This is a genomic window from Leisingera aquimarina DSM 24565 (genome assembly GCF_000473165.1).
Classification (GTDB): domain Bacteria; phylum Pseudomonadota; class Alphaproteobacteria; order Rhodobacterales; family Rhodobacteraceae; genus Leisingera; species Leisingera aquimarina.
Genome location: NZ_KI421504.1, coordinates 2,561,550 through 2,583,593, shown reverse-complemented (window position 1 = coordinate 2,583,593; position 22,044 = coordinate 2,561,550). Strand labels below are relative to the sequence as shown.

Annotated in this window: 19 protein-coding genes; 9 read left to right on the top strand and 10 right to left on the bottom strand. The window is 61.3% G+C overall.

Annotated elements, in window-relative coordinates; all coding sequences use genetic code 11:
• Positions 1-109: 109 nt before the first annotated feature.
• Together AQUI_RS0116855 and AQUI_RS0116850 are read left to right on the top strand one after the other, a co-directional pair.
• On the top strand, positions 110-934 hold the full coding sequence (locus AQUI_RS0116855; protein ID WP_027258554.1) for an arginyltransferase: 825 nt from the start codon (positions 110-112) through the stop codon (positions 932-934).
• Positions 934-1,317 (top strand): VOC family protein, encoded by a 384-nt coding sequence (locus AQUI_RS0116850; RefSeq protein WP_027258553.1) that lies wholly within the window; start codon positions 934-936, stop codon positions 1,315-1,317. The genes AQUI_RS0116855 and AQUI_RS0116850 overlap by 1 nt, the downstream gene beginning before the upstream one ends.
• A gap of 135 nt (positions 1,318-1,452) precedes the next feature.
• Here AQUI_RS0116850 and AQUI_RS0116845 read toward each other — a convergent pair whose 3' ends face one another.
• The 3 genes from AQUI_RS0116845 to AQUI_RS0116835 form a co-directional block, all read right to left on the bottom strand.
• Positions 1,453-3,807: a TRAP transporter large permease gene (locus tag AQUI_RS0116845; protein WP_027258552.1), complete on the bottom strand. Its 2,355-nt coding sequence runs from the start codon at positions 3,805-3,807 to the stop codon at positions 1,453-1,455.
• Positions 3,808-3,821: 14 nt separating this feature from the next.
• Positions 3,822-4,748: a TRAP transporter small permease subunit gene (locus AQUI_RS0116840; RefSeq protein WP_027258551.1), complete on the bottom strand. Its 927-nt coding sequence runs from the start codon at positions 4,746-4,748 to the stop codon at positions 3,822-3,824.
• Between the two features lie 140 nt (positions 4,749-4,888).
• On the bottom strand, positions 4,889-5,971 hold the full coding sequence (locus AQUI_RS0116835) for a TRAP transporter substrate-binding protein (RefSeq protein ID WP_027258550.1): 1,083 nt from the start codon (positions 5,969-5,971) through the stop codon (positions 4,889-4,891).
• Positions 5,972-6,253: 282 nt separating this feature from the next.
• Between AQUI_RS0116835 and AQUI_RS0116830 the strand changes: the two genes are divergently transcribed.
• The 3 genes from AQUI_RS0116830 (at position 6,254) to AQUI_RS0116820 (ending at position 9,454) form a co-directional block, all read left to right on the top strand.
• Positions 6,254-7,681, top strand: coding sequence for a cache domain-containing protein (locus AQUI_RS0116830; RefSeq protein WP_027258549.1), 1,428 nt, complete (start codon positions 6,254-6,256; stop codon positions 7,679-7,681).
• A gap of 62 nt (positions 7,682-7,743) precedes the next feature.
• Positions 7,744-8,388 carry a response regulator transcription factor gene (locus AQUI_RS0116825; protein ID WP_027258548.1) on the top strand — a complete coding sequence of 215 codons (645 nt, stop codon included), beginning with the start codon at positions 7,744-7,746 and terminating at the stop codon, positions 8,386-8,388.
• A 70-nt stretch (positions 8,389-8,458) separates the two neighbouring features.
• On the top strand, positions 8,459-9,454 hold the full coding sequence (locus AQUI_RS0116820) for a LuxR C-terminal-related transcriptional regulator (RefSeq protein WP_027258547.1): 996 nt from the start codon (positions 8,459-8,461) through the stop codon (positions 9,452-9,454).
• Between the two features lie 65 nt (positions 9,455-9,519).
• Here AQUI_RS0116820 and AQUI_RS0116815 read toward each other — a convergent pair whose 3' ends face one another.
• Positions 9,520-10,677, bottom strand: coding sequence for a lytic murein transglycosylase (locus tag AQUI_RS0116815; RefSeq protein WP_027258546.1), 1,158 nt, complete (start codon positions 10,675-10,677; stop codon positions 9,520-9,522).
• A 262-nt stretch (positions 10,678-10,939) separates the two neighbouring features.
• On the opposite strand from AQUI_RS0116815, the gene AQUI_RS0116810 reads away from it, so the two are divergent.
• The gene (locus AQUI_RS0116810; protein ID WP_027258545.1) at positions 10,940-11,929 is read left to right on the top strand and encodes an MBL fold metallo-hydrolase; all 990 of its coding nucleotides are present in this window, start codon (positions 10,940-10,942) and stop codon (positions 11,927-11,929) included.
• A gap of 81 nt (positions 11,930-12,010) precedes the next feature.
• Here the strand turns inward: AQUI_RS0116810 and AQUI_RS0116805 are convergent, their stop codons facing one another.
• Both AQUI_RS0116805 and AQUI_RS0116800 read right to left on the bottom strand, forming a co-directional pair.
• On the bottom strand, positions 12,011-12,985 hold the full coding sequence (locus AQUI_RS0116805; RefSeq protein WP_156916857.1) for a hypothetical protein: 975 nt from the start codon (positions 12,983-12,985) through the stop codon (positions 12,011-12,013).
• Positions 12,986-13,063: 78 nt separating this feature from the next.
• A complete protein-coding gene (locus AQUI_RS0116800) occupies positions 13,064-13,915 on the bottom strand; it encodes a HalD/BesD family halogenase (protein WP_027258543.1) in 852 nt (283 codons plus the stop codon).
• Between the two features lie 404 nt (positions 13,916-14,319).
• Between AQUI_RS0116800 and AQUI_RS0116795 the strand changes: the two genes are divergently transcribed.
• Both AQUI_RS0116795 and ilvN read left to right on the top strand, forming a co-directional pair.
• Entirely contained in the window at positions 14,320-16,071 is a 1,752-nt protein-coding gene (locus tag AQUI_RS0116795; protein ID WP_027258542.1) for an acetolactate synthase 3 large subunit, read from the top strand.
• A gap of 87 nt (positions 16,072-16,158) precedes the next feature.
• Complete coding sequence (gene ilvN, locus AQUI_RS0116790) at positions 16,159-16,719, top strand: acetolactate synthase small subunit (RefSeq protein WP_027258541.1); 561 nt, start codon at positions 16,159-16,161, stop codon at positions 16,717-16,719.
• A gap of 33 nt (positions 16,720-16,752) precedes the next feature.
• On the opposite strand, the gene AQUI_RS0116785 is transcribed toward ilvN, so the two are convergent.
• A complete protein-coding gene (locus AQUI_RS0116785) occupies positions 16,753-17,109 on the bottom strand; it encodes a S1 domain-containing protein (RefSeq protein WP_027258540.1) in 357 nt (118 codons plus the stop codon).
• 236 nt (positions 17,110-17,345) lie between these two features.
• Here AQUI_RS0116785 and AQUI_RS0116780 point away from each other — a divergent pair, with 236 nt between their 5' ends.
• Positions 17,346-18,143, top strand: a complete 798-nt coding sequence (locus tag AQUI_RS0116780) for a helix-turn-helix domain-containing protein (protein WP_211236029.1) — start codon at positions 17,346-17,348, stop codon at positions 18,141-18,143.
• Between the two features lie 2 nt (positions 18,144-18,145).
• On the opposite strand, the gene AQUI_RS0116775 is transcribed toward AQUI_RS0116780, so the two are convergent.
• The 3 genes from AQUI_RS0116775 to prfB form a co-directional block, all read right to left on the bottom strand.
• The gene (locus AQUI_RS0116775; protein ID WP_027258538.1) at positions 18,146-18,916 is read right to left on the bottom strand and encodes a DUF2189 domain-containing protein; all 771 of its coding nucleotides are present in this window, start codon (positions 18,914-18,916) and stop codon (positions 18,146-18,148) included.
• A 210-nt stretch (positions 18,917-19,126) separates the two neighbouring features.
• A complete protein-coding gene (locus tag AQUI_RS29365) occupies positions 19,127-20,536 on the bottom strand; it encodes a calcium-binding protein (protein WP_051371922.1) in 1,410 nt (469 codons plus the stop codon).
• A 196-nt stretch (positions 20,537-20,732) separates the two neighbouring features.
• Positions 20,733-21,860, bottom strand: a complete 1,128-nt coding sequence (prfB, locus tag AQUI_RS0116765) for a peptide chain release factor 2 (RefSeq protein ID WP_027258537.1) — start codon at positions 21,858-21,860, stop codon at positions 20,733-20,735.
• Positions 21,861-22,044: the final 184 nt, after the last annotated feature.

Genomic DNA, 22,044 nt, shown 5'->3' with positions numbered 1-22,044 from the left:
TAAACCATTTTCCACAAGTCCACTTGGCGCACTGGAACCGCGTTGCTATCATCATGAGACCACGTTGCGAACCGTTCCATCTGTCCTGTGAAACTGCTGAAGAGTTCTGATGCGCCATACCCTTCCTATTGCACCGCAGTTTTATGTGACGGCGCCGCAGCCCTGCCCCTATTTGGAGGGCCGGATGGAACGGAAGCTGTTCACCGCGCTGCAGGGCGACGGGGTGGAACAGCTGAACAACAGCCTTAGCCAACAGGGTTTCAGACGCTCGCAGAACGTGCTTTACCGGCCGTCCTGCTCGGAATGCTCCGCCTGCCTGTCGGCGCGGATCGATGTGGCGGCCTTTACCGCCACCCGCAGCCAGAAGCGCACGCTCAAACGCAACGCGCATCTGGAACGGCGAGCAACTTCGCCCTGGGCAACCGAGGACCAGTTTTCGCTGTTCCGCAGCTACCTCGACAGCCGCCATGCCGATGGCGGCATGGCCGATATGGATGTCTTCGAATACGCCGCAATGATCGAGGAAACCCCGGTGCGCAGCCGGGTGGTGGAGTATGCTGTGCCGGGCAGCAACCAGCTGACGGCGGTGTCGCTGACCGATGTGCTGGAGGATGGGCTCAGCATGGTCTATTCCTTCTACGCCCCTGATCAGCAGCAGAATTCGCTGGGCACGTTTATGATCCTCGACCATATCTCCATCGCACGCGAGGCCGGGCTGCCTTATGTCTACCTCGGCTACTGGGTGCCGGGCAGCCAGAAGATGAGCTATAAGGCCAAGTTCTCAGGCCTGGAAATCTATCACCGCAGCGAATGGAAAAAGATGTCCGACCCGTCTGAGTTCGAGGCCGCCGGGCATCCGCTGTCCACCGATCCGATTGCCGAACAGGTCGCCAATATCCAGCTGCCTGAACAGCCCATCCACCGCAGCCGCTGATGCAGCATATTCATGCCATTTCCCTGGTAGTGCCGGATTACGACGCCGCCATCGCCTTTTACTGCGGCCGGCTTGGCTGGCTGCTGGCCGAGGATATCGATCAGGGCCGCAAACGCTGGATCCGCATCCTGCCGCCGGGTGCCAGCCAGGGCAGTCTGATCCTGGCCCGTGCCGAAGGACCGGATCAGGAGGCCGCCATCGGCAACCAGTTCGGCGGCCGTGTCGGCCTGTTTCTGGCGACAGACGATTTCGTCCGAGATCATACCGCAATGCTGGCCCAGGGCGTCACCTTCGAGGAAGAGCCGCGGCATGAACCCTATGGCACCGTTGCCGTCTGGCGCGATCCCTTCGGCAACCGCTGGGATCTGATCCAGTTCGCCTGATCCCCAGCTTCTTTCTGGTCAAAAATACTCCGGGGTGAATGCGCCAAGGGCGCAGAGGGGCAGCGCCCCTCCCCCGGCACAAAAGCAAAGGGGCCCGCTTAGGGCCCCTTTTCCGTTTCTTATCACGCGCCCTGATCAGTTCGGGATCAACGCCGGCACGATGGTCACGATTGCCGGGAACGCCCACAGGATGGCGATGCCCACCACCTGGATCAGCACAAAGGGCACGATCCCGCGGTAGATATGGGCCGTGGTCACCTCTTTGGGTGCCACCCCGCGCAAGTAGAACAGCGCGAACCCGAAGGGCGGTGTCAAGAACGAAGTCTGCAGGTTCACCGCCACCATGATTGTCACCCATTTCGGATCGAAAGATCCGCCATAGATCACCGGCCCGACGATGGGGATCACGATGTAGATGATCTCTAGGAAATCCAGCACGAAACCCAGGAAGAACAGCACCAGCATCACGATCAGGAAGACCGTCATCTCGTTGTCAAAGCTCTTCAGGAACTGCTGGATATAGTGTTCGCCTCCAAAGGAGATCACCACCAAATTGAGCAGCTGCGAGCCGATCAGGATAGTGAACACCATTGAGGTCACTTTGGCGGTCTCTCGCACAATCGGTGTCAGCACGCCTGATTTGAACAGCACCCAGCAGCCGTATAGCAATCCGAAAAGCGCAAATAGATAGGCGCCGTAGGCCACAAAGAAAGCGATCCAGCTTTCCAAGGAAACGCCGCCCTGATTGACCCGCAGGTCAAAGTTCATGCCGACAAGAATGCACAGCATAACCGCAAAGGTGGACCAGATGATGATCTTGCCGGACCGGCCCTCATCCTGCAGTTTGCGGTAGGCCGCCAGCATGATAGCACCGCCTGCCCCCAGCGCCGCAGCGGGCGTCGGGTTGGTGATACCGCCCAGGATCGACCCCAGCACCGCAACGATCAGCACCAGCGGCGGGAACACCACCCGGATCAGATCGTTGGTGGCGCAGCGCGCGGCGGCCTCGCGGCAACCCCACAGTGCCAGCAGCAGCGGCAAAGCGATCCACAGCACGGTAGCACCTGCCGAAGTGGCCGGCGCAATGGCCACCAGATCCACCAGCGCAATCAGCAGCACGCCGATGGCGCCCAGGATCAGCGGCTTAGAATCGCGCGACGGCGCCACACCGCGGCCAAAGGCCAGCACCAGACCCAGAAGGATCATGATCACTGCGATACCGGTGCCGATCGGCGCGGCGGCGGCAATCTTGGCATCACGGGCGGCGATGATTTCATCCTCGCTCAGCCGTTCTGACAATGTCACGCCGCCGGCGGCGTCAATGGCCTCCTGTTCTGCAACAGCCGCGTCCCAGTCCTCCTGCCCGTGCAGGTCGATCATCGCGGCTTTGCATTCGGCACCGACATTGGTGCGCAAGGAGGCGGTCTCGCCTGCATCCGAGAAGGTCGAGACGGTGATGTTCTGGCTGCCGATGACGTTGAAGCTGCCCAGCAGGATGGCGCCGCCGATCACGGCCGCCGGAACCGCCAAGAACCAGGTCAGGCCTTCACCGCGGGTGATCACTTCACCGGTGCCCGGTTCCATTGCCACGGCCGGGGCCTTGTGCGGGTTCAGCAGCGCATAGCCAAAGGCGTAGGTCGCATAGAGCAGCGCCAGCAGAATACCCGGCAGCAGTGCGGCCTGGAACAGGGTGCCGACCGATACCACCGCAGGTTCGCCCAGATAGGTCAGCGCGTCTGAACAGCCCGCTTCCATCGCGCGGGTTTCCTGCGCGGTGGAATAGAGGTCGCCGGCAAGCGTGCCCAAGAGAACGATCACAATCGACGGTGGAATGATCTGGCCCAGGGTGCCGGAGGCGGCGATCACGCCGGTTGCCAGCTCGGGCGAGTAGTTGTTGCGCAGCATGGTGGGCAGCGCCAGCAGGCCCATGGTCACCACGGTGGCACCAACGATGCCGGTGGAGGCAGCCAAAAACGCGCCCACAACCACAATCGACACCGCCAGACCGCCTGGCAGCGGGCCAAAGACGCGCGCCATGGTGGTCAAGAGGTCGTTAGCGATCTTGGAGCGCTCCAGCGTGATGCCCATCAGCACGAACATCAGAACCGCCAGCAGCGTCTCGATCGAGGCACCGGCCAGAACACGTTCGTTCATCCGGTTGACAATGAAGGAAATGTTGCGGTCCAGCGCCACTTCCCAGCCCTGGGTGAACACAGGTTCGGCCAGTCTTGGCAGATCCGGGTAGCGGAAGACCGACACCTTGTCCGGCCTGATGCCGGAGCTCAGCAGATCGCGGTAGGCCTGCGACGAGGTGTCGATGGCCTGGTGGATCAGGATGCCGGAGCTGTCCAGCGCCGCGATGATCCCGAAGGAGATGATCCCGGCGCCGCCGATGGCAAAGGCCACCGGAAAGCCGGAGAGGATGCCCCCGAAGAGGCACATGAATACGATGAGCAGGCCGATTTCGACGCCATCAAGTCCAAACAACATTTTCTGACGTCCCTTTAGTGCGTGCCTTCGTAGGCTTCTTCACCCTCTCCAAGGCTGTCCTTGTCGAGGTATTTGTTTTCGCTGCCCTGGCCTTCGACAAACTCGAGGTATGAGCGGTAGAAGAAAGCGATGGCGTGCAGGAACACGAGGCCCGCAAACAGCACCAGCAGAATCTTGAACAGGAAATAGGCGTTGAACCCGTTGGGGCTGAAACCAATGGTTTCCACGTTCCAGCGCAGGGCGCGGGATTTCATCAGCAGCCGGTCGAGGCTGTCCGAGGCCGAAGGTTTCGGCACGATCAGGTGGCGCCACAGGAAGAACCAGCCGTACATCCAGGTCAGCACCGCGGCGGGCATCATGAACAGCAAGGAGCCGACCATGTCGACCACGCGCTTTGCGCGAAAGCTGATGCCGGAATAGATCAGATCCACCCGTACATGGCCGCCCTGTACAAATGTGTATGTCACACAAAGACAAACGACCAAGGCATTGTAAAACTTCAGTTCTTCAGCAAACCAGCTGATGTCCTGGCTGAATGGGATGCCAAAGCCGAAACTGATATCGGGCCGGGCAAACACACGCTGCATGAAGACAATGATAATCTGCTGCAGCACCATCAGAAGGCCAGCCCAGGCAAAGAAGCGGCCGACGGTGTTGGCCAGCCCTTCCAGCCCGCGCACCATGCCCCACATGACATTGCGGAAATAAAGGCCGATAGCGGTCAGCACCAGGAATGCGGTGAAGACGACAAAGAAGAATTCGACCGAGCCGCCGTAGTAGACAAAGCGCATGACCGAGGCCTTGTCGGACCAATCAAGCCAAAGCTGCGGATGGGTGACGGCATAGCCGAAATTGTAAAAGGCGCCGGCGATGTTCTGGATCAGCCAGACAAGACCGTCCAGAATTGCGCCAAAGAAGGTGATGCCACTCTCTTCCTGCATGTTTCCCCCGGGAAGATTGCTGCGAAGCTGCTGTTAGCGGGTTGGGCGCGCGGCGTCTGCCGGCCGTCCCGCAGTCTCAGCAACTGCATGTGGATCCCCCGCGCGGTGGCGGAGGACCCGATTGATGCCATTCAGGCAGATTAGCCCAAGACGCGGTCGCGCTGAACGCGGTAGGCGCCTTCGGATTTGGTGATCCAACCCGAGGAGGCCTTCATCGAGGCTTCGACGCTGCCGCGGATTTTCGCAAACAGTTCGTCGCCCATGAACTCGTCCAGGGTTTCTTTGGTGGCGGCACCGAAGGCATCCCAGACGCTATCCGGGAATTCCAGGGTTTTCACGCCGCCGGACTGCAGGCGCTGCAGCGCTGCACCGTTGTTGTTCATGAACTGCGCCAGGCTCCACTGGTGGCCGGCACCGGAAGCAGTTTCGATGATCTTCTGGTGCGCAGGCGACAGGCTGTCGAAGACATCGCGGTTGGTGGCAACCGACAGTGCTGCACCCGGCTCGTGGAAGCCTGCGGTGTAGTAGGTCTTGGTGATTTCCTGGAAGCCGGCTTTCTCATCAGCCCAGGGACCGATCCACTCGGTTCCGTCAATCGCGCCGGAGGAAAGCGCCTGATACACTTCGGAACCCGGGATGTTCTGCACCGAGGCGCCCAGTTTGCCCAGCGCCTTGCCGCCCAGGCCCGGCATCCGGAACTTCAGGCCGTTGAAGTCTTCGGGGCCCTTGATTTCCTTATTGTACCAGCCGCCGGCCTGCGGGCCGGTGTTGCCGCCGATGAAGGACTTCAGGCCGAAAATCTGGCCCAGCTCATCATGCAGCGCATGGCCGTCGCCGTGGTAGTACCAGTTGGTCAGTTCCTGCGGCGTCATGCCAAAGGGCACGGCGGTGAAATAGGCGTAACCCGGGTGCTGGCTGACGAAGTAATAGTCGGCAGCGTGGTACATGTCGGCCTGGCCGGCGGTCACGGCGTCGAACACTTCGAACGCGCCGACCAGCTCGCCTGCGGCTTTCAGGTCGATGGTCAGGTCGCCATCGGACATGGCGGTGATGGTGTCGGCGACGTACTGTGCGGAATCATGCACACCCGCCAGACCGCGGCCCCAGGTGGTGACCATGGTCAGCGTACGCTTGCCCTGGGCATAGGCCGGTGCCGCCAGGGTGCTGGCTGCTGCTGCGGTTCCGCCGAGCGCGGAAGTCCTCAAGAAAGAACGGCGATCCATTAATTATTCCTCCCATTATCAATTCGGATTGCCCGGAAGGTCCCCCCGGGCGGATCGGTTCGAGTGCGGCCAGCCTAGCGGCGATGAATTTTATGTGAATACCTAGTACTGCGTAGAACGGAACGTTTTTGAGGGCATTCGCCGGAAAGTTCCTGCATTCCCGGCGCGAAACCACAAAGGCGAACTCCCGCCTTAAGGGCAAATACCCCCTGCCCTGTGATTTCTCTGGGCGGCTGAGAAATGATTCGGTACAAGAATCTGACCAATTCCGGGGGCCTGCTGATGCGCCTGTTTCAATCCCTTCTGCGCCCCACCTATGCGCAGAAACTTTCGCTTTTGATGACCCTGCCGCTGATCGTGGCGGGCACCGCGATTGCGGTGCTGGTGGGTTTTCAGTCGCGCAGCCTGGCCGAGCGTGAAATCCAAGCGCTGGAACTGCAGCTGCTGGAGGCCAAGAAAGCGGAGCTGCGCAACTACGTGACCCAGGCGCGCAACGGCTTTGCCCATATCTATGGGCTGGCGGCGCCCGATGATGCCCTGGCCAAGGAGCAGGTGACCCAGATCCTGAGCGCGATGATTTATGGCAAGGACGGGTTCTTCTTTGTCTATGACTACGACGGCACCAATCTGGTCAGCCCGCGGCAGACCGAATTCATCAACCGCAACTGGGCGGGCCTGACCGACAGCGCCGGGGTGCCGGTGGTGGATCAGTTCATCCGCCTGGCCCGCAACGGTGCGGGCTGGCATACATTCACCTGGGAAAAGCCCTCGACCGGGGAAGAGGCACAGATGATTGCCTATGTGCTGGGACTGCAGGATTGGCAGTGGGCAATCGGCACCGGGGTATTCATCGACGATGTACTCGCCACCGTAGCGGCCTCGCGCGCCGAGGTAGAGGCACGGGTGCAGCGCACATTCATCTACATCGGCGGCATCACCTTGGTGTCGCTGGGGCTGGTCTTTGCGTCTGGCATGTTTCTGAACATCCGCGAACGGCGGCTGGCGGATGCAAAGCTGAAGGAGCTGACCCAGCGGGTGTTCGACGCCCAGGAGGAGGAGCGCGGCCGGGTTGCCCGCGAGCTGCACGACGGCATCAGCCAGCTGCTGGTGGGCGTGCGCTATGCGCTGGACAACACCCGCCGCCGCCTGTCGCGCGGCGATGGCGAGGGGGCGGCAGCACCACTGGAGAAAGGCACCGAGAACCTGCTGACCGCCATCACCGAAGTGCGCCGGATCAGCCGTGACTTGCGCCCCGGGGTGCTGGACGATCTGGGGCTTGGCCCGGCGCTGAAGGCGCTGACCGATGATTTTGCCGCCCGCACGGGGATCGTGACCGAGTTTTCCACCGTGGTGTTCCGCAACCGGCTGGATCAGGACGCCAAGATCGCGCTGTACCGGATTGCCCAGGAGGCGCTAACCAATATCGAACGCCATGCGGAGGCCAGCAAGGTCAGCATCGACTTGCGCGGCCACACCAAAGGCGCCACCATGCGGATCACCGACAATGGCCGTGGATTGCCGCCGCGCGATGCGCGCAGCGGGCCGGGGATCGGGTTGCGCAACATGCAGGAGCGGATTGAGCAGCTTGACGGCACCCTGCGCATTCTGTCATCACGTGGCACCCAAAGCGGCACGGTGATCGAGGCAGGTCTGCCTCTGAGCCACCTGCTGCCGCCTGGGGAAGAGGGAACGCCTGTGCAATTGCCGTGACCGGGGAGGATGCGGCGGCTTGCAGGCCTCTCAACTGATGGAAAGCTGCCTTGTGGGGGATGATGGCTGATCCGGTGAAAGTTCTGATTGTGGATGACCACCCGATGGTCGCCGAGGGCATCCAGTCGATCCTGGAAAGCTATGACGATATCGAGGTCGTCGGCTCCTTGACTGATGGGCGCGACGCGGTGGAGCAGATGGGCCGCCTGGCGCCGGATGTGGTACTGATGGACCTGAACATGCCCAATCTTGGCGGCCTGAGTGCGACCGAGATCATTCTGGAGCAGCACCCCGGCACCCGCATCCTGATCCTGTCGATGCATGACAGTGCGGAATACATTTCTACCGCACTCAGCCACGGCGCCATGGGCTATATTCTGAAGGATGTGCCGACGGAGGAGATCAAACAGGCGATCGACGCGGTGATGGAGGGGCAGACCTATCTGTGCACCGGCGCGGCCGGCTCTCTGAAGCCCAAGGGGGACGAGGCCCGCGAGGCGCTCACCGGGCGCGAGCAGACCATCCTGCTGGAGCTGGCGCAGGGCAAATCCAACAAGGAAGTCGCATTGGCGCTGGATATTTCTGTGCGCACGGTTGAAACCCACCGCAAGAACATCAAGCGCAAGCTGGGCATCTCCTCCACCGCAGGCCTCACCCGCTATGCGCTGGAGCATGGCGTGCTGCAGGGGACCGGCGCCGGGTTCTGACCCTTTGCCCCGGTATTTTCTTGGTGATCCGCGGCCCCTGCCCTAGCCTTCCGGGCCAAGGAGCCGCACCATGACAACAGACAAGCCCCCGATCCCTCCGGACACCCAGGCCAAATGGCAGCGGGTGGTGGACCTGGTGGCGGAACTCACCGATGTGCCTGCTGCGCTGATCATGGCGACGGTGGACAGGGATCACCGGGTGAAAGTGTCGAACTCGGCCGGGAACACCCCCTATTACCCGGGCCGCACATACCACCTGAATGAAAAGCTCTATTGCTTCGGCGTGTTTGAGGCCGACGGCGAACTGGTGGTCGAGGACGCCCGGTGCGAGCCGCGCTGGCGGGACAACGAGGACATGGAGCATGCCATGTCCTTTTACATCGGCTATCCGATCAAATGGCCCGACGGGGAGGTCTACGGCACCATCTGCGTGCTGGACACGCGGCGCAACAAGCGCGCGCTGATGTTCCGCAAGGGGTTGCAGGAGTTCTGCCGCGTGGTCGAGGGCGATCTGGCGCTGCTGCTGGAGGTTGCCCAGCGCAAGCAGGCCCAGGCAGAGCTGCGCGAAACGGTGCGGGCGCGCGAGGACACCATAAGGCGCCGCACCGAGGCGCTGGAGGATGCCAATACCGCACTGCGGGTGCTGATCGACAATGTGGAGGCCTCCCGCCACGAGACCGAGCAGCAGATCGTGCAGCAGATCAAGGGGATGGTGCTGCCCTATATCGCCAAGCTCCGCCATCTGGATGCGGATCGGGACCTGCAGAGCGCCTATCTCCTGATGATCGAGGACAACCTGAAAAACATCACCTCGGCCCTCTCCTCCAGGCTGGCGGAGACGCTGGAACGGCTGACGCCTGCGGAGACCGAGATCATGCAGCTGATCATGATGGGCCGCACCACCAAGGAGATCGCCGCCGCCCTCGGGCGCGGGACCAGCACCATTGACTTCCACCGCAACAACATCCGCCAGAAACTGGGGCTGAGCCGCCGCGAGAACCTGCGCCAGCATCTGATTGCGCTGAGTTCGGCGGTGCAGCACCCGCCGCGCATCCGCTCCGAATGAGCTGAGCCCGCGCGGCCGGGGCCGGGCAGCGTCTTTATCCGCAGCGTTTCCCGAGGTGCCGCCGCCTAGAGGAGACTGTTCAGCAGCGCCTGGGACGGCTCTCCGGTGGCGGGCACTCCGCGGCTGGACTGGTAGGCGCTGATCGCGGCGCGGCTCTTTGGCCCCAGCACCCCGTCGGCGCCGCCGGTGTCGAAACCCTTGGCGGTCAGGCGCTTTTGCAGCGCGATGCGGTCATTCTTGGTCAGCCCGTACTGATCCGGCGGAAAACCGGCCCGCAGCGGACCGCCGCCGGCAATGCGGTCGGCCAGATGGCCCACCCCGATCGCGTAGGAATCGGAATTGTTGTAGCGCTTGATGGCGTTGAAGTTGCCGGTGACGGCAAACTGCGGCCCGCCCGGCTGCGGCTGGATGATGCGGCCCGCGGGGGTGCCGGGCGCGCCGGCCTCGCCGCCCCATTTGACGCCGCGCGCCCAGCCGTTGCGCTGCAGGTAGGCGGCGGTGGAGGCGAGCGCGTCGGCGGGGTCCTCCGACCAGATGTCGCGGCGGCCATCGCCGGTGAAATCCACTGCAAACGCCTGGTAGGAGGTCGGGATGAACTGGGTGTGCCCCATGGCGCCGGCCCAGCTGCCGGTCATCCGCGCCGGCGTGATGTCGCCGTTCTGCAGGATCCTGAGCGCCGCCAGCAGCTGTTTTTCGAAAAACGCCCCGCGCCGCCCGTCATAGGCCAGCGTCGAGGTGGCTGAAATCACCGGCACATTGCCGCGGCGCTCGCCGTAAAAGCTTTCCAGCCCCCAGATCGCGCAGATGATTTCCGCATCGACGCCATAGGCGCGCTCCAGCGCCCGCAGCGTGGACTGGTGGCGGGCAAAGGCGGCGCGGCCCTTGGACAGCCGCTCGTCCGAGACCGCGATGGACAGGTAGTCCTCCAGGCTGCGCTTGAATTCCGTCTGGTTGCGGTCGCGCTTGACGACACCCGGCAGATAGCCCGCACCGCGGAACGCCGCGCGCAGGGTGGCCTGGGAAATGCCTCTTGCCTCCGCCCGGGTGCGGAAACCGGCGACCCAGGCGTCATAGCCCGCATTGGCCGCGGGGCGCAGGTCTGCGGGCAGGCCGGCGGCCCCGCTGGAGCCGCTGGTGCCGCTGCCCGAAGGGACAGCCCCGCTGCAGGCCGTGAGCCCGAAGGCCGCAAGACCAAATCCGAAGTGACGCCGTGTGATGCTCATGCCGCTGCCTGTTCCGCTGAGTGCTGTGCTGCCCGTTGCTGCCGGGTCGTTTGCAGACAGGCTGCCAGAATCCGGCACCGCCGCCAAGGCCCGGAAATCCGCCACAGCGGAGACCTGCCGCCGTGCCCCTACGCCTCGAATAGGGGGGCTGCCCCCCTATTTTCCCCATAAACTTCCGGGGCACCCCTTGGGCCCGGCCTCGCCTAGCCTGTCTGCAGCCCCGCCGGTGCGGGCAAGGCATCAAAACAGGGAGGCAAGACCAATGGATGAGAAAAGGAACAACCTGAAACCGGCCCGGCTGGACGGGCGCCGCGACGACCTTGCACCGGGGCTGTCGCGGCGCAGCTTCTTCAGGGCGGCGGGCGCTGCCGGGGTCGGATCTGCCGCCAGCCTGCTGGGCAGCGCCAGCGCCCAGGCGCAATCGACCGACTGGCTGCAGCCCGGCAACAACAACCATGTGATCGGCCTGCAGAACGCGGGGACTTTCCCGGATGGCGAGGTGAAGATCGATTTCTACGGCCACTGCGCCATCAAGATCACCTCGCCCGGCGGCGCGTCGGTGCTGTTTGATCCGTGGCGCGATGACCCCTCCGGCGCCTGGGGGCTGTGGTTCAAGCAGAAGTTCCCGGAGACGCTGGTGGATATCACCATGTCCACCCATACCCATTTCGACCACGACGCCATCGACCGGCCGCAATCGACCATGGTGCTGGACCGGATGGCCGGCACGTTCGAATTCGCCGACCTCAGGATCACCGGCTACGCCGACAAGCATGCCTGCGTGGCGCCGGGCTGGTATCCCTGGACCGACGCGCTGGCGGAATTCGGCGTGGACGCCTGCCCGCCCAACAATCCGGGCCACATGGACATGGTCACTTACGTGGTGGAGACCGGTGGCATCCGCACCCTGATCTGGGGCGACAACCGGCCCGATCCGGCCGACGGATTCTGGGAGGCGGTGGGACGGATCGACGTGCTGACCCTGCCGGTGGACGGCTCCGAGCACATCCTGTCCTATGACCAGGCCAATGCGCTGGTCGCGCGGATCCAGCCCAAGGCGGTGATCCCCACCCATTACCTGTCCGAGGCCACCACCTATACGCTGTCGACCCTGCAGCCGGCGGACGCCTGGGTTCAGGAGCAGAAGAGCTTCAGCATGCTGGAGGGCGCCTCGCTCACGCTGGCGGCAGCCGATGTGCAGGGGATGGACAAGGAGTTCCTCTATTTCGGGCACAACGCGCTGACGGAGTGATCCCCTCATCGCCGCAGCAAAGCTGTGCCCGGCTGGCCGGGCGCTCCCCCCCAGAGCGCCCGGCATCGGTCATTTGCCAAATCACTCCGATGCAAACCGCCGCTGCGGGAAACCTGCCCCGGCAAAGATCTCCCAGATCTTCTGTTCCAGATCCGGCGCGCCGATCTCCAGGCAATTGCGCCGGAAGTACCAAGTCATAAACTGCGCGTAGCCGCCGGTGCGGACCAATGCGCGTTCCAGCGCGGCTGCAAATTGCCCAGTCCGGGTGATGGTTTCCGCCATGTGGTGAAGATCCGAGCCGCCATAGAGAATGGCCGGCGTGCGGTGCAGGAACCCTTCGATGGCAACACCCGAATTTACCGAAACAGAAACACAGCTTACGGCTAGGATATCATGTATGTTTGCTTGGGTCGGGATGACACGGGGGTTCTGCCGGGCGATCTCCAGCAGGGCTGAGAAACTTTCGACATCTGCTGTCAGCGGATGCGGTTTAACCAGAACAGCCCGGTCTCCGGCACCGTCCAGAACGTCTTGCAATATGTCCAGATCACTGAATTGCGTGGCGCCGGTCTCACGCGGGTAGCTGCCCTGAAAGAAGACCGCGACCGCACCTGCAGGAAGGCTTGTACGTTCCTGCTCCTGCCCGTGGCGGGACCGCCGCTGATCCTTGAAATTCTGCTGCAGCCGCCCATAGAAACGCTTGGCGTATTGGAACGGAACCATGTCTGTGCGGAACGGGCGGCTGCCAATTGAGCTCAAACTGCGGATCCCCTTGGGATCAAGATGCCAGAATCCCGGCAAATAGGCGGGGGCCGCATTCAGCACATTGGGCATTTGCATATGCCGGTCATCAATGATGTGCAGGTTGCCGTCCTCGAACCTGCTGTCGGTGACTTGCCGGGTGCCGATCCGGATATCAGCGTCCCGGACCCGCCATTCCGTCTCCGCGCCGGCATCCGCAATCATCCGCTCGATCACCCGGTAAAGATCAAAGCCCCGGTTTGAGGAAATCTTGCCTATTTGCCGCTTCTTCAGGTGAAAAATAACCTTCGGCAAATGTTCGTTTCCTTTGGCGGCAAAAGCGATGACCTGCCGCAGTTGTGCAGCCCTTGCCGCCAAAGGGTCAAGCAGCAATCAATCCCGCAATGCGTCGGCGCGCAGGCCTTCACGCTCGTAATGGCGCGGCAGCACCCGGCCATACAGCTGTTTGGTCCGCTCGACCCCGCCGCACATGCCTTCTTTCTCGACAAAGGAGAAGATTCCGACATAGCGCCGCCGCGGACCCTCGACAGGGGCGACCCGGTGCAGCGAATAACGGCCGCGGAAAATCTGCAGGTCGCCGGGCTGCAGCACCAGTTTGCGCACCAAGGGGGAACCGCCCGCCAGCACCCGCGCCACCCCGTCATAATTTTCATCCGCGGGGGTGCGCAGCATCGGGGCATATTCGAAATCTCCGCCAGCCTCGCCGTTCTGTATCGCCAGCGTCACCGTGTAATTGTTCGTGTCGAAATGCCAGGGAAAGCCCTGCCCCTCCTCAACCATATTGATGATCACATCGGCCAGCGGGTCATCATAGCGGAAAAAGCGGTCCTCTGGCTCCCCCAGAGCTGTGCGGATGAAGGGCATGAAACCGGAAAACTCATAAATTGCCCGCAACGGGCTGTCCGCGTCGAAATTGTCCGCAGGAATGAAGGCATTGGAGCGGTCATAGAATTGGCGCACCGGGTGGTTCTGCGGCAGCGTGGTGTCATCCTTGCTGAAATATGCATTGGTCCGGCTGAAGGATTTATGGCCGTTCTCCGCCACCGCATCCGCCTCTGCCGCCAGCCTGGTGATACCGTCCTGATGCACAAATCCCGGCAGCACGGCACAGCCATCCGCCCCCAGATCGCGTTGCAGGTCCGCAATCAGCCGCGCATAAGCTTCGGAGCCAGGCCGGTCGATCGGATAGCGCCCCAAATCGACCAGATCAGAAAGTTGAACCATATTTGCATCCTTCCCTGTGAACTCTTTTGAGTTGAGCTTGCCTGCGGAAAACCCGCTGATCTGGCATAATCGGGACACCGGCGTGCCGGTTTTGAACGATTCCGCATCACTGTCCCCCCCTGCATTCCCGGAAATGTCGCCACACCCCGGGTTGCGAGCAAGAAAATGTCTCCGCACAGCGCTTTTTTGATACCTTTGGCGGTTGACGCCCCTGTCCAGCGACCATAATGTCGCCCGCAACGCAAGAAGGAGCCTGTGGCCGTGACCACCCTAGTCGTAATCGTAGGAACCAAGCGCATGGGCCGGTAACGGTAAACCATAATCGAACCCATGCGCCTCCGACTTGAAATCGGGGGCTTTTTTTATGCGTAACGGACGATGCCGCCAATTGGAGCAAAAAGCAGATGACACGTGAAATGACCGGCGCAAAGATGGTTGTCCAAGCCCTGAAGGATCAGGGTGTGGACGTAGTCTTCGGATACCCAGGCGGCGCCGTGCTGCCGATCTATGACGAGATCTTTCTGCAAAATGACATCCGCCACGTGCTGGTGCGCCACGAACAGGGTGCAGTGCACGCCGCCGAAGGCTATGCCCGCTCCACCGGCAAACCCGGCGTTGTGCTGGTGACCTCAGGCCCCGGTGCCACCAATGCGGTGACCGGCCTGACCGATGCGTTGCTGGATTCCATCCCGCTGGTGGTTCTCACCGGCCAGGTTCCGACCTTCATGATCGGCTCGGACGCCTTCCAGGAGGCCGATACCGTCGGCATCACCCGACCCTGCACCAAGCACAACTGGCTGGTAAAGGACACCGACGCGCTGGCCGGCACTTTGCACGAAGCGTTTCATGTCGCCACCTCGGGCCGTCCGGGTCCGGTGCTGGTCGACATTCCGAAGGACGTGCAGTTTGCAAACGGCGCCTACAACGGACCTAAGCCCGCTGCCTCTCACTACCAGCCGCAAGTCAAAGGCGACATGGAGGAGATCACCGAACTGGTCGCAGCCCTGGAGACCGCCAAACGCCCGGTGTTCTATACCGGCGGTGGCGTGATCAACTCCGGCAATGCAGCCAGCCAATTGCTGCGTGAACTGATTGACGGCACCGGCATCCCGGTGACCTCGACCTTGATGGGGCTTGGCGCCTATCCGGCCTCGGGCAAGAACTGGCTGGGGATGCTGGGGATGCACGGGCTTTATGAAGCCAATATGGCGATGCACGGCTGCGACCTGATGATCAACATCGGCGCCCGCTTTGACGACAGGATCACCGGCAGGATCGACGCCTTCAGCCCGAAGTCGAAAAAAGCGCATATCGACATCGACCCCTCCTCGATCAACAAGGTGATCCGGGTCGATATACCGATTGTCGGCGACGTGGCGCATGTTCTGGAAGACATCCTGAAGGTCTGGAAGTCGCGCGGTCGTAAGGTCAACCGCGAGGCGCTGGCCAAGTGGCACAAGCAGATCGACGAATGGCGCGCGGTGAACTGCCTGAATTTCAAGAATTCGGAAAAAACCATCAAGCCGCAATATGCGCTGCAGCGTTTGGAAGAGCTGACTAAAGGCCATGACCGCTACATCACCACCGAGGTGGGACAGCACCAGATGTGGGCGGCGCAGTATCTGAACTTTGACGATCCGAACCGCTGGATGACTTCGGGCGGGCTTGGCACCATGGGTTATGGTTTCCCGGCCTCGATCGGCGCGCAGATGGCGCATCCGGACGCGCTGGTGATTAACGTCGCGGGGGAAGCCTCCTGGCTGATGAACATGCAGGAAATGGGCACCGCGGTGCAATTCCGCCTGCCGGTGAAGCAGTTCATCCTCAACAACGAGCGCCTGGGAATGGTGCGCCAGTGGCAGGAACTGCTGCACGGCGAACGCTACAGCCACAGCTGGTCTGAAGCGCTGCCTGATTTTGTGAAACTGGCCGAGGCCTTTGGCGCCAAGGGTATCTGCGTCAGCGATCCCAGGGACCTGGACGATGCGATCATGGAGATGATCGAATACGACGGACCGGTAATCTTCGACTGCCTGGTGGAGAAGCACGAGAACTGCTTCCCGATGATCCCGTCGGGCAAGGCGCATAACGAGATGCTGCTGGGCGAGGCCGATACACAAGGTGTTATTCAGGCCGGCGGCGCAGTGCTGGTGTAACCGCGGCAGCGCCGCAAATTTCTTCAAAGAAATTTGCCAGGAAAATTCGAGTTTTCCTGGCAGCGACATACGAGAGGAAGACCACGAATGTCTGCCCTGCATATTAAAAAAGGCTCCACCCGCCACTCCGCCTATAACCTGCGCCCGACGTTTTCGGATGTGCAGGAGCGGCACACAATTGCGGTTCTGGTGGAAAACGAACCCGGTGTTCTAGCCCGTGTCATCGGGCTGTTCTCGGGCCGCGGTTACAACATCGAAAGCCTGACAGTGGCAGAGGTGGATCATACCGGCCACCTATCGCGGATCACGATTGTCACCACTGGCACGCCGCAGGTGATCGAACAGATCAAGGCGCAGCTGGGCCGGATCGTTTCCGTCCGCGATGTGCATGACCTGACTGTTGAAGGCGAGGCTGTGGAGCGCGAGCTGGCGATCCTCAAGGTCGCCGGTGAGGGCGAAAAACGCGTCGAAGCGCTGCGGCTGGCGGATATCTTCCGCGCCAATGTGGTTGACAGCACTCTGAACAGCTTTGTTTTCGAGATCACCGGCGCTCCGGAAAAGATCGACGCCTTTGCCGATCTGATGCGTCCGCTTGGCCTGTCCGAGATTGCCCGCACCGGCGTCGCTGCGCTGCTGCGCGGTAATTGACTCTGCAGCCGGCCCGCGGACGGGCCGGCAGTATCAGCCCCGGCTTACATGAAGCGGCGCCGCAACGCGCCGCTTTTTCACAGATTGCTGCGGAAAGGGAACTACAGTTCCGTTTTCCTGCCCGGCGCCCGCCGCTTCGGCGCCGCGGCTTGCTGCCGCACACAGCCGGTCCGCCAGGCCCGGGCTGCCCTGCTCAAGCAATACCGCAAGATTTTCCGCAATCCTGCAATTGCCGCTCAAAGTTAATTCAAACTCAACCCAATCGCCTGGATTCAGTTCCTGGAAGTCTTCCCCTGGCTTTTTAGTGTAAAAAGCCAGGTCACCCTGATCATCGCACCAAATAACGGCTTTGTTCAGGGATTCATCACTCCACAAAACGACTCCAATCATACCAGTCCTCGCATTGCCGCATTCCAATTCTGGAACAATTGAGGTGACGCCAACATGGTAAAATACGCGCTGCGCTATTGCATTTTGTGTCGGCTTGACTAGCCTTGTGACGTGAACTAGCAACAAGCATGACGCCGAACAGGCTCAACACTGCGCAGTCCTCAGCCAATCTCTCGCATAAGGCGTTGCCAAATAGTGCTAAAATACCGCAATCAGCCACGCCATCAGAGGCAATGATGACCAGCCATCCCCGATCCCCCGCCGATCTGAGAAACATGTTTGGTGCCAATTTGCGTCAACTGTCGCGGCAATATCCGTCGATTTCAGAACTGTCACGGCAGCTGGGGATCAACCGGACCCAATTCAACCGGTATCTGTCCGGCGAGAGTTTTCCGCGCCCGGACGTTCTGGACCGCATCTGCCAGTTTTTCGAAGTGGATGCCCGCATTCTGCTCGACCCGGTGGAAAAGCTGTCGAAAACCGGCCAGGTCATCAACGGCGCCTTTCTCGCAGATTTCCTGGGCCGCGGCGTGCTGCAGCTGCGGGAAGAGTTTTTCCCGTCCGGTTTCTACCGCTTTACCCGCCGCAGTTTCATCAATGACGACAAATTCGTCATTGGCCTGGTCTATGTGTTCCGCGACGCAGGTGTGACATACATAAAAGGCTTTGAGGCCAAGGAGGCGATGCAAAGCCAGGGCCTGCCCGCCAGTCCCGGTGTCCGCGAATTCCGCGGCTACATCAGCGGACATGAGGACGGCGTCGCCTTTGTTATCGCCCGCCGCAATGCAATGACCTATTCCTTCAACTACCTCGCCCGGGTGGCCTCGCTGGAGAATAATTTCTGGTCCGGATATGTCGCCCGCACTGTCCGGGAAAACGAAACCGGCGAGCGGGTGACACGGATGGTCTATGAACATCTGGGCCGCGACACCAAACAGGTTCTGGCGGCGGCACGCAGTGCAGGGTTCGTCAATGAGGCGGAGCTGCTGCCCTTTCACCAGCGGCTGCTGCACACTGGCCAGCCCTTTCGCTGACCCTATTCAGCGGCAGCCTGGCGGTAGATGTGCCAAGTGGCGTGGCCAAGCAGCGGCAGCACCAGAAACAGCCCCAGGAACCACGGCAGCAGCGCGGCAAAGGTCACTGCTGCGATCAAGCCGGCCCAAATCATCATCACCAGAAAATTCTGCTGCACATATTGAAAGCTGGTAATCATCGCAGTGACAAAATCCACCTCACGGTCCAACAGCAGCGGCAGTGAAATCACCGTGATCATGTAAAGCAGCAACGCAAACAGCGCGCCGACTGCGGTGCCGACGGCCAGCATGGCCAGCCCGTTGGCGGACAGGAACACCTCGGCTGAACTGGAGATATTGGTCATCGTGGCATGGCCCATGAACAGGGCAAAAATCATATGGCCAAGAAAAAACCAGAACAGGAACACCACAATGATGATGGCGCAGATCGAGGGCAGCTGACGGCGGCTTTGCTGCAGAACCACGCCAAGGATCCTGCCAACCGCTATCCCTCTGCCCTGCTCCAGGCGGTGCGAGACCTCATAAAGGCCCACCGCTGCAAAAGGGCCGATCAGCGGAAAGCCGATCGCTGCAAGAACTAGCCAAAAAGTGGTGCCGGTCTGAAGCGTGATCCAGGCCATGGCCCAGCCTGCCAGCACATAAAAGCCCGCAAAGAACAGCCCATAAACAGGTTTCGCCCGGAAGTCCGCCCAGCCCCGGCGCGTTGCCTCAAACAGCATCTGCGTCGAAATCGGCCGCAGCCGCGGCACCCCAAAGGGCTTTTCGGTGGTCATCGCAGTTTGTCCTCCCATTCGGTGTTAATGCCAGCCTAGCCGCGATTCCGGTCTTAAAAAATGCCTTCCGAATGTATATTATCAATTCCTCTGCGGGATCAGCCATCCGGCCAAGCCTTCCCAGGCTCTGCCCAGGTCCCGCCCGGGCCCCGCGCAGAGCAAAGACGGGCCTTCCGGCCCGCCTCCTGCCCCGGATAACCCAGTCTGCAGTCAGACGAACATAAAATCGTCAGAGGTCAGGCCAAGCCCCGCCTCGCCGTCCAGCCGGATTGTACCGCCGTCATGGGTGATCAGACGGTCGCCGCCGTCATCCTCGATAACAAGGCTGCCAAAGCCGCCGCTATGACCCTCGATTTTCAGGGTATCGGTGCCATCCATGAAGTCCCTGACCAGATCTTCGCCGCTGCCCGGCGCAAATACAAATGTGTCGGCCCCGCCGCCGCCCTTCAGCGTGTCATTGCCACCGCCGCCGTTCAACGTGTCCGCGCCGCCGCCGCCGCTCAGCCTGTCCGCACCGCCGCCGCCGTTCAGCGTATCACCGCCAGCCAGACCAAACAGCCGGTCATTGCCGCCCTTGCCTGCAAGCAGATTGGCCCCGCCATCCCCGGTCAGCCTGTCTCCCTTCGAGGTCCCGGTCAGGTTTTCGATGCTGGTTTCCTGAAAGAACCCGGTGCCCTCTGCATTCAAATCGCCGCCCGGTGCTCCAGGGTTCTGCCAGGCGCCGTCAAGATTGAGAGAAAACCGCACACCGGTTGCGAAATTCGAGAAATCAACAGTGTCTCTGCCGCCGCCGCCGTTGATGTTCAGTCCGAAATCGGGGTCAGTCTCCGAGACTTTCACGACGTCCCTTCCTCCTCCCAGCCGAACCATGCCAGCGCCGCCAGAGCCGATTTCTACCGTATCCTTGCCGTCGCCGGTTGAGATCAGCTCAACCCACTCCTTGCCGGTGCGGATACTGTCCTTGCCATCCCCGGTACGGACGATGCCGGCGCCATGTTTGCCAATCACAACGGTGTCGTCGCCGCCTGATGTGCTGACATATTCAACGCCCCCCTTGCGGACCACGACCTTGTCGTCACCTATGCCGGTTCGAACTGTGCCGACCCAGCCGGTCCCGATGGTGATCACATCCCCCTTGGCCCGGTCCGCATCACTGCTGCCCAGCCCGGTTTCGATGTTGAACACAAAGGCATTGCCAGTGGTGACGATGTTTTCCTCGGCAAACAGAAAGATGGAGAACGTGCTGCCGTCCTGATTGTTGCCCAGTTTGACCTCGTGTTTCTCCCCGTCCCAGCCGTTGATCTGGCGTATGCGGGTAGAGTCCAGATCCACCACAGAATTGAAACCAACCTCCAGGTAATCAATCCGGCGGCCTGCGCCGCTGTCCATATCAGTGATCGTTGTCAGGTTGTCCTCGGCGGTACTCGCGAACCGGACAATCTTAGCTGTCCAATCCTCGTCCGTGAGATCAAGGTTCGCGACAAGAAGGTTGTCCGAGTTCCCCTCAAAAACATTGTAGGTATTCATGAACCGGTCGAACCATTCGACCTCACTTTGACCTTCAAGCCGAGGGATCTCAGTTTCACCGTCAAAGGTCAGATTCAACTCTACCGTGGCCATGGCAAAGTCCTCCTCGTTAAATAGCTGAAATTGTTAAAACGGGGTTTCACTACCGGAAGCAATGCCCGGAACTCCTAAGGTTTAGTGTATCATAAGTTGACAGTAAAATGAACGCTCGCGGAAAAAGAGTCTCAGGGCAGGCACCCTGAGGCTCTTCATTTTCTGGCCCGTGCGCTGTTTCCAACGCCGTATCAGGTCAGTCCTCGCCCCGCGCCTCCGAGCGGCTTTTGCCGGCGACGTTCATCGCCAGCGTTGCGCCCATAAACCCGTCCAGATCGCCGTCCAGAACGCCCTTGGTGTCCGAGGTCTCATGGCTGGTGCGCAGATCCTTCACCATCTGGTAGGGCTGTAGCACGTAAGAGCGGATCTGGTTGCCCCAGCCGGCATCGCCTTTGGCCTCGTGGGCGGCGTTGATCTCGGCGTTGCGGCGGTCCAGCTCCTGCTGATACAGGCGCGATTTCAGCGCCTTCATGGCGATGTCGCGGTTCTGGTGCTGGGACTTCTCCGAAGACGTCACCACGATGCCAGTCGGGATGTGGGTGATCCGCACTGCCGAGTCGGTGGTGTTGACGTGCTGGCCGCCGGCGCCTGAAGACCGGTACGTGTCGACGCGGATATCCGAGGGATTCACGTCGATCTCGATATTGTCGTCCACCACAGGGTAAACCCAGACCGAGCTGAACGAGGTATGCCGCTTGGCCGCCGAGTCATAGGGCGAGATCCGCACCAGCCGGTGCACGCCGGACTCGGATTTCAGCCATCCATAGGCGTTATGGCCGGAGATCTTGTAGGCGGCGGATTTGATGCCCGCCTCGTCGCCCGCGCTTTCGGACTGCAGCTCGACCTTGTAGCCCTTCTTCTCGGCCCAGCGGACATACATCCGCGCCAGCATCGAGGCCCAGTCGCAGCTTTCTGTGCCGCCCGCACCTGCATTGATTTCCAGGAAGGTGTCATTGGCATCGGCCTCGCCGTCCAGCAGCGCTTCCAGCTCCTTCTCAGCGGCCTTGTCTTTCAACGCGCTCAGCGCGGCTTCGGCGTCTTTGATGACTTCCTCATCCTCTTCCATCTCGCCGAGCTCGATCAGCTCGATATTGTCGGAGAGGTCCTGCTTGATGCCCTTGTAGGTATCGATCGCATCCACCAGCGCTTGACGCTCGCGCATCAGCTTCTGAGCTGCGTCGGGATCGTCCCACAGGTTCGGATCCTCAACCCGCGCATTGAACTCCTCCAGGCGGAATTCGGCGGTCTCCCAATTCAGCCGCTGGGCCAGCAGCTCCAGCGATTTCTCGATGTCCGCCACGATGTTCTGGGTTTCCGCGCGCATGGGGTATCCTTGCAATATCCGGGCAATCTCAGGTCAGGCCTGCGTGATAAACCACCCGTGCGCCGCGGGCAAGCGGCCTGGCTCTGCGCAGGCGCCGCAGCTGCTGCAGCTGCTGCAGAAAATCCATTTAAAATACCGGGTGCTTTCCACAGCAGAAAATACGTGGAATTAACAGGACTGTCCG

Bases quoted from the DNA above. Each gene is read 5' to 3' on its own strand.
- AQUI_RS0116835 (WP_027258550.1), bottom strand. From the start codon at position 5,971: ATGGATCGCCGTTCTTTCTTGAGGACTTCCGCGCTCGGCGGAACCGCA.
- AQUI_RS0116855 (WP_027258554.1), top strand. From the start codon at position 110: ATGCGCCATACCCTTCCTATTGCACCGCAGTTTTATGTGACGGCGCCG.
- AQUI_RS0116820 (WP_027258547.1), top strand. From the start codon at position 8,459: ATGACAACAGACAAGCCCCCGATCCCTCCGGACACCCAGGCCAAATGG.
- AQUI_RS0116845 (WP_027258552.1), bottom strand. From the start codon at position 3,807: ATGTTGTTTGGACTTGATGGCGTCGAAATCGGCCTGCTCATCGTATTC.
- AQUI_RS0116815 (WP_027258546.1), bottom strand. From the start codon at position 10,677: ATGAGCATCACACGGCGTCACTTCGGATTTGGTCTTGCGGCCTTCGGG.
- AQUI_RS0116785 (WP_027258540.1), bottom strand. From the start codon at position 17,109: ATGATTGGAGTCGTTTTGTGGAGTGATGAATCCCTGAACAAAGCCGTT.
- AQUI_RS0116840 (WP_027258551.1), bottom strand. From the start codon at position 4,748: ATGCAGGAAGAGAGTGGCATCACCTTCTTTGGCGCAATTCTGGACGGT.
- AQUI_RS0116850 (WP_027258553.1), top strand. From the start codon at position 934: ATGCAGCATATTCATGCCATTTCCCTGGTAGTGCCGGATTACGACGCC.
- AQUI_RS0116795 (WP_027258542.1), top strand. From the start codon at position 14,320: ATGACACGTGAAATGACCGGCGCAAAGATGGTTGTCCAAGCCCTGAAG.
- AQUI_RS0116810 (WP_027258545.1), top strand. From the start codon at position 10,940: ATGGATGAGAAAAGGAACAACCTGAAACCGGCCCGGCTGGACGGGCGC.
- ilvN (WP_027258541.1), top strand. From the start codon at position 16,159: ATGTCTGCCCTGCATATTAAAAAAGGCTCCACCCGCCACTCCGCCTAT.
- AQUI_RS29365 (WP_051371922.1), bottom strand. From the start codon at position 20,536: ATGGCCACGGTAGAGTTGAATCTGACCTTTGACGGTGAAACTGAGATC.
- AQUI_RS0116800 (WP_027258543.1), bottom strand. From the start codon at position 13,915: ATGGTTCAACTTTCTGATCTGGTCGATTTGGGGCGCTATCCGATCGAC.
- prfB (WP_027258537.1), bottom strand. From the start codon at position 21,860: ATGCGCGCGGAAACCCAGAACATCGTGGCGGACATCGAGAAATCGCTG.
- AQUI_RS0116780 (WP_211236029.1), top strand. From the start codon at position 17,346: ATGACCAGCCATCCCCGATCCCCCGCCGATCTGAGAAACATGTTTGGT.
- AQUI_RS0116830 (WP_027258549.1), top strand. From the start codon at position 6,254: ATGCGCCTGTTTCAATCCCTTCTGCGCCCCACCTATGCGCAGAAACTT.
- AQUI_RS0116775 (WP_027258538.1), bottom strand. From the start codon at position 18,916: ATGACCACCGAAAAGCCCTTTGGGGTGCCGCGGCTGCGGCCGATTTCG.
- AQUI_RS0116825 (WP_027258548.1), top strand. From the start codon at position 7,744: ATGGCTGATCCGGTGAAAGTTCTGATTGTGGATGACCACCCGATGGTC.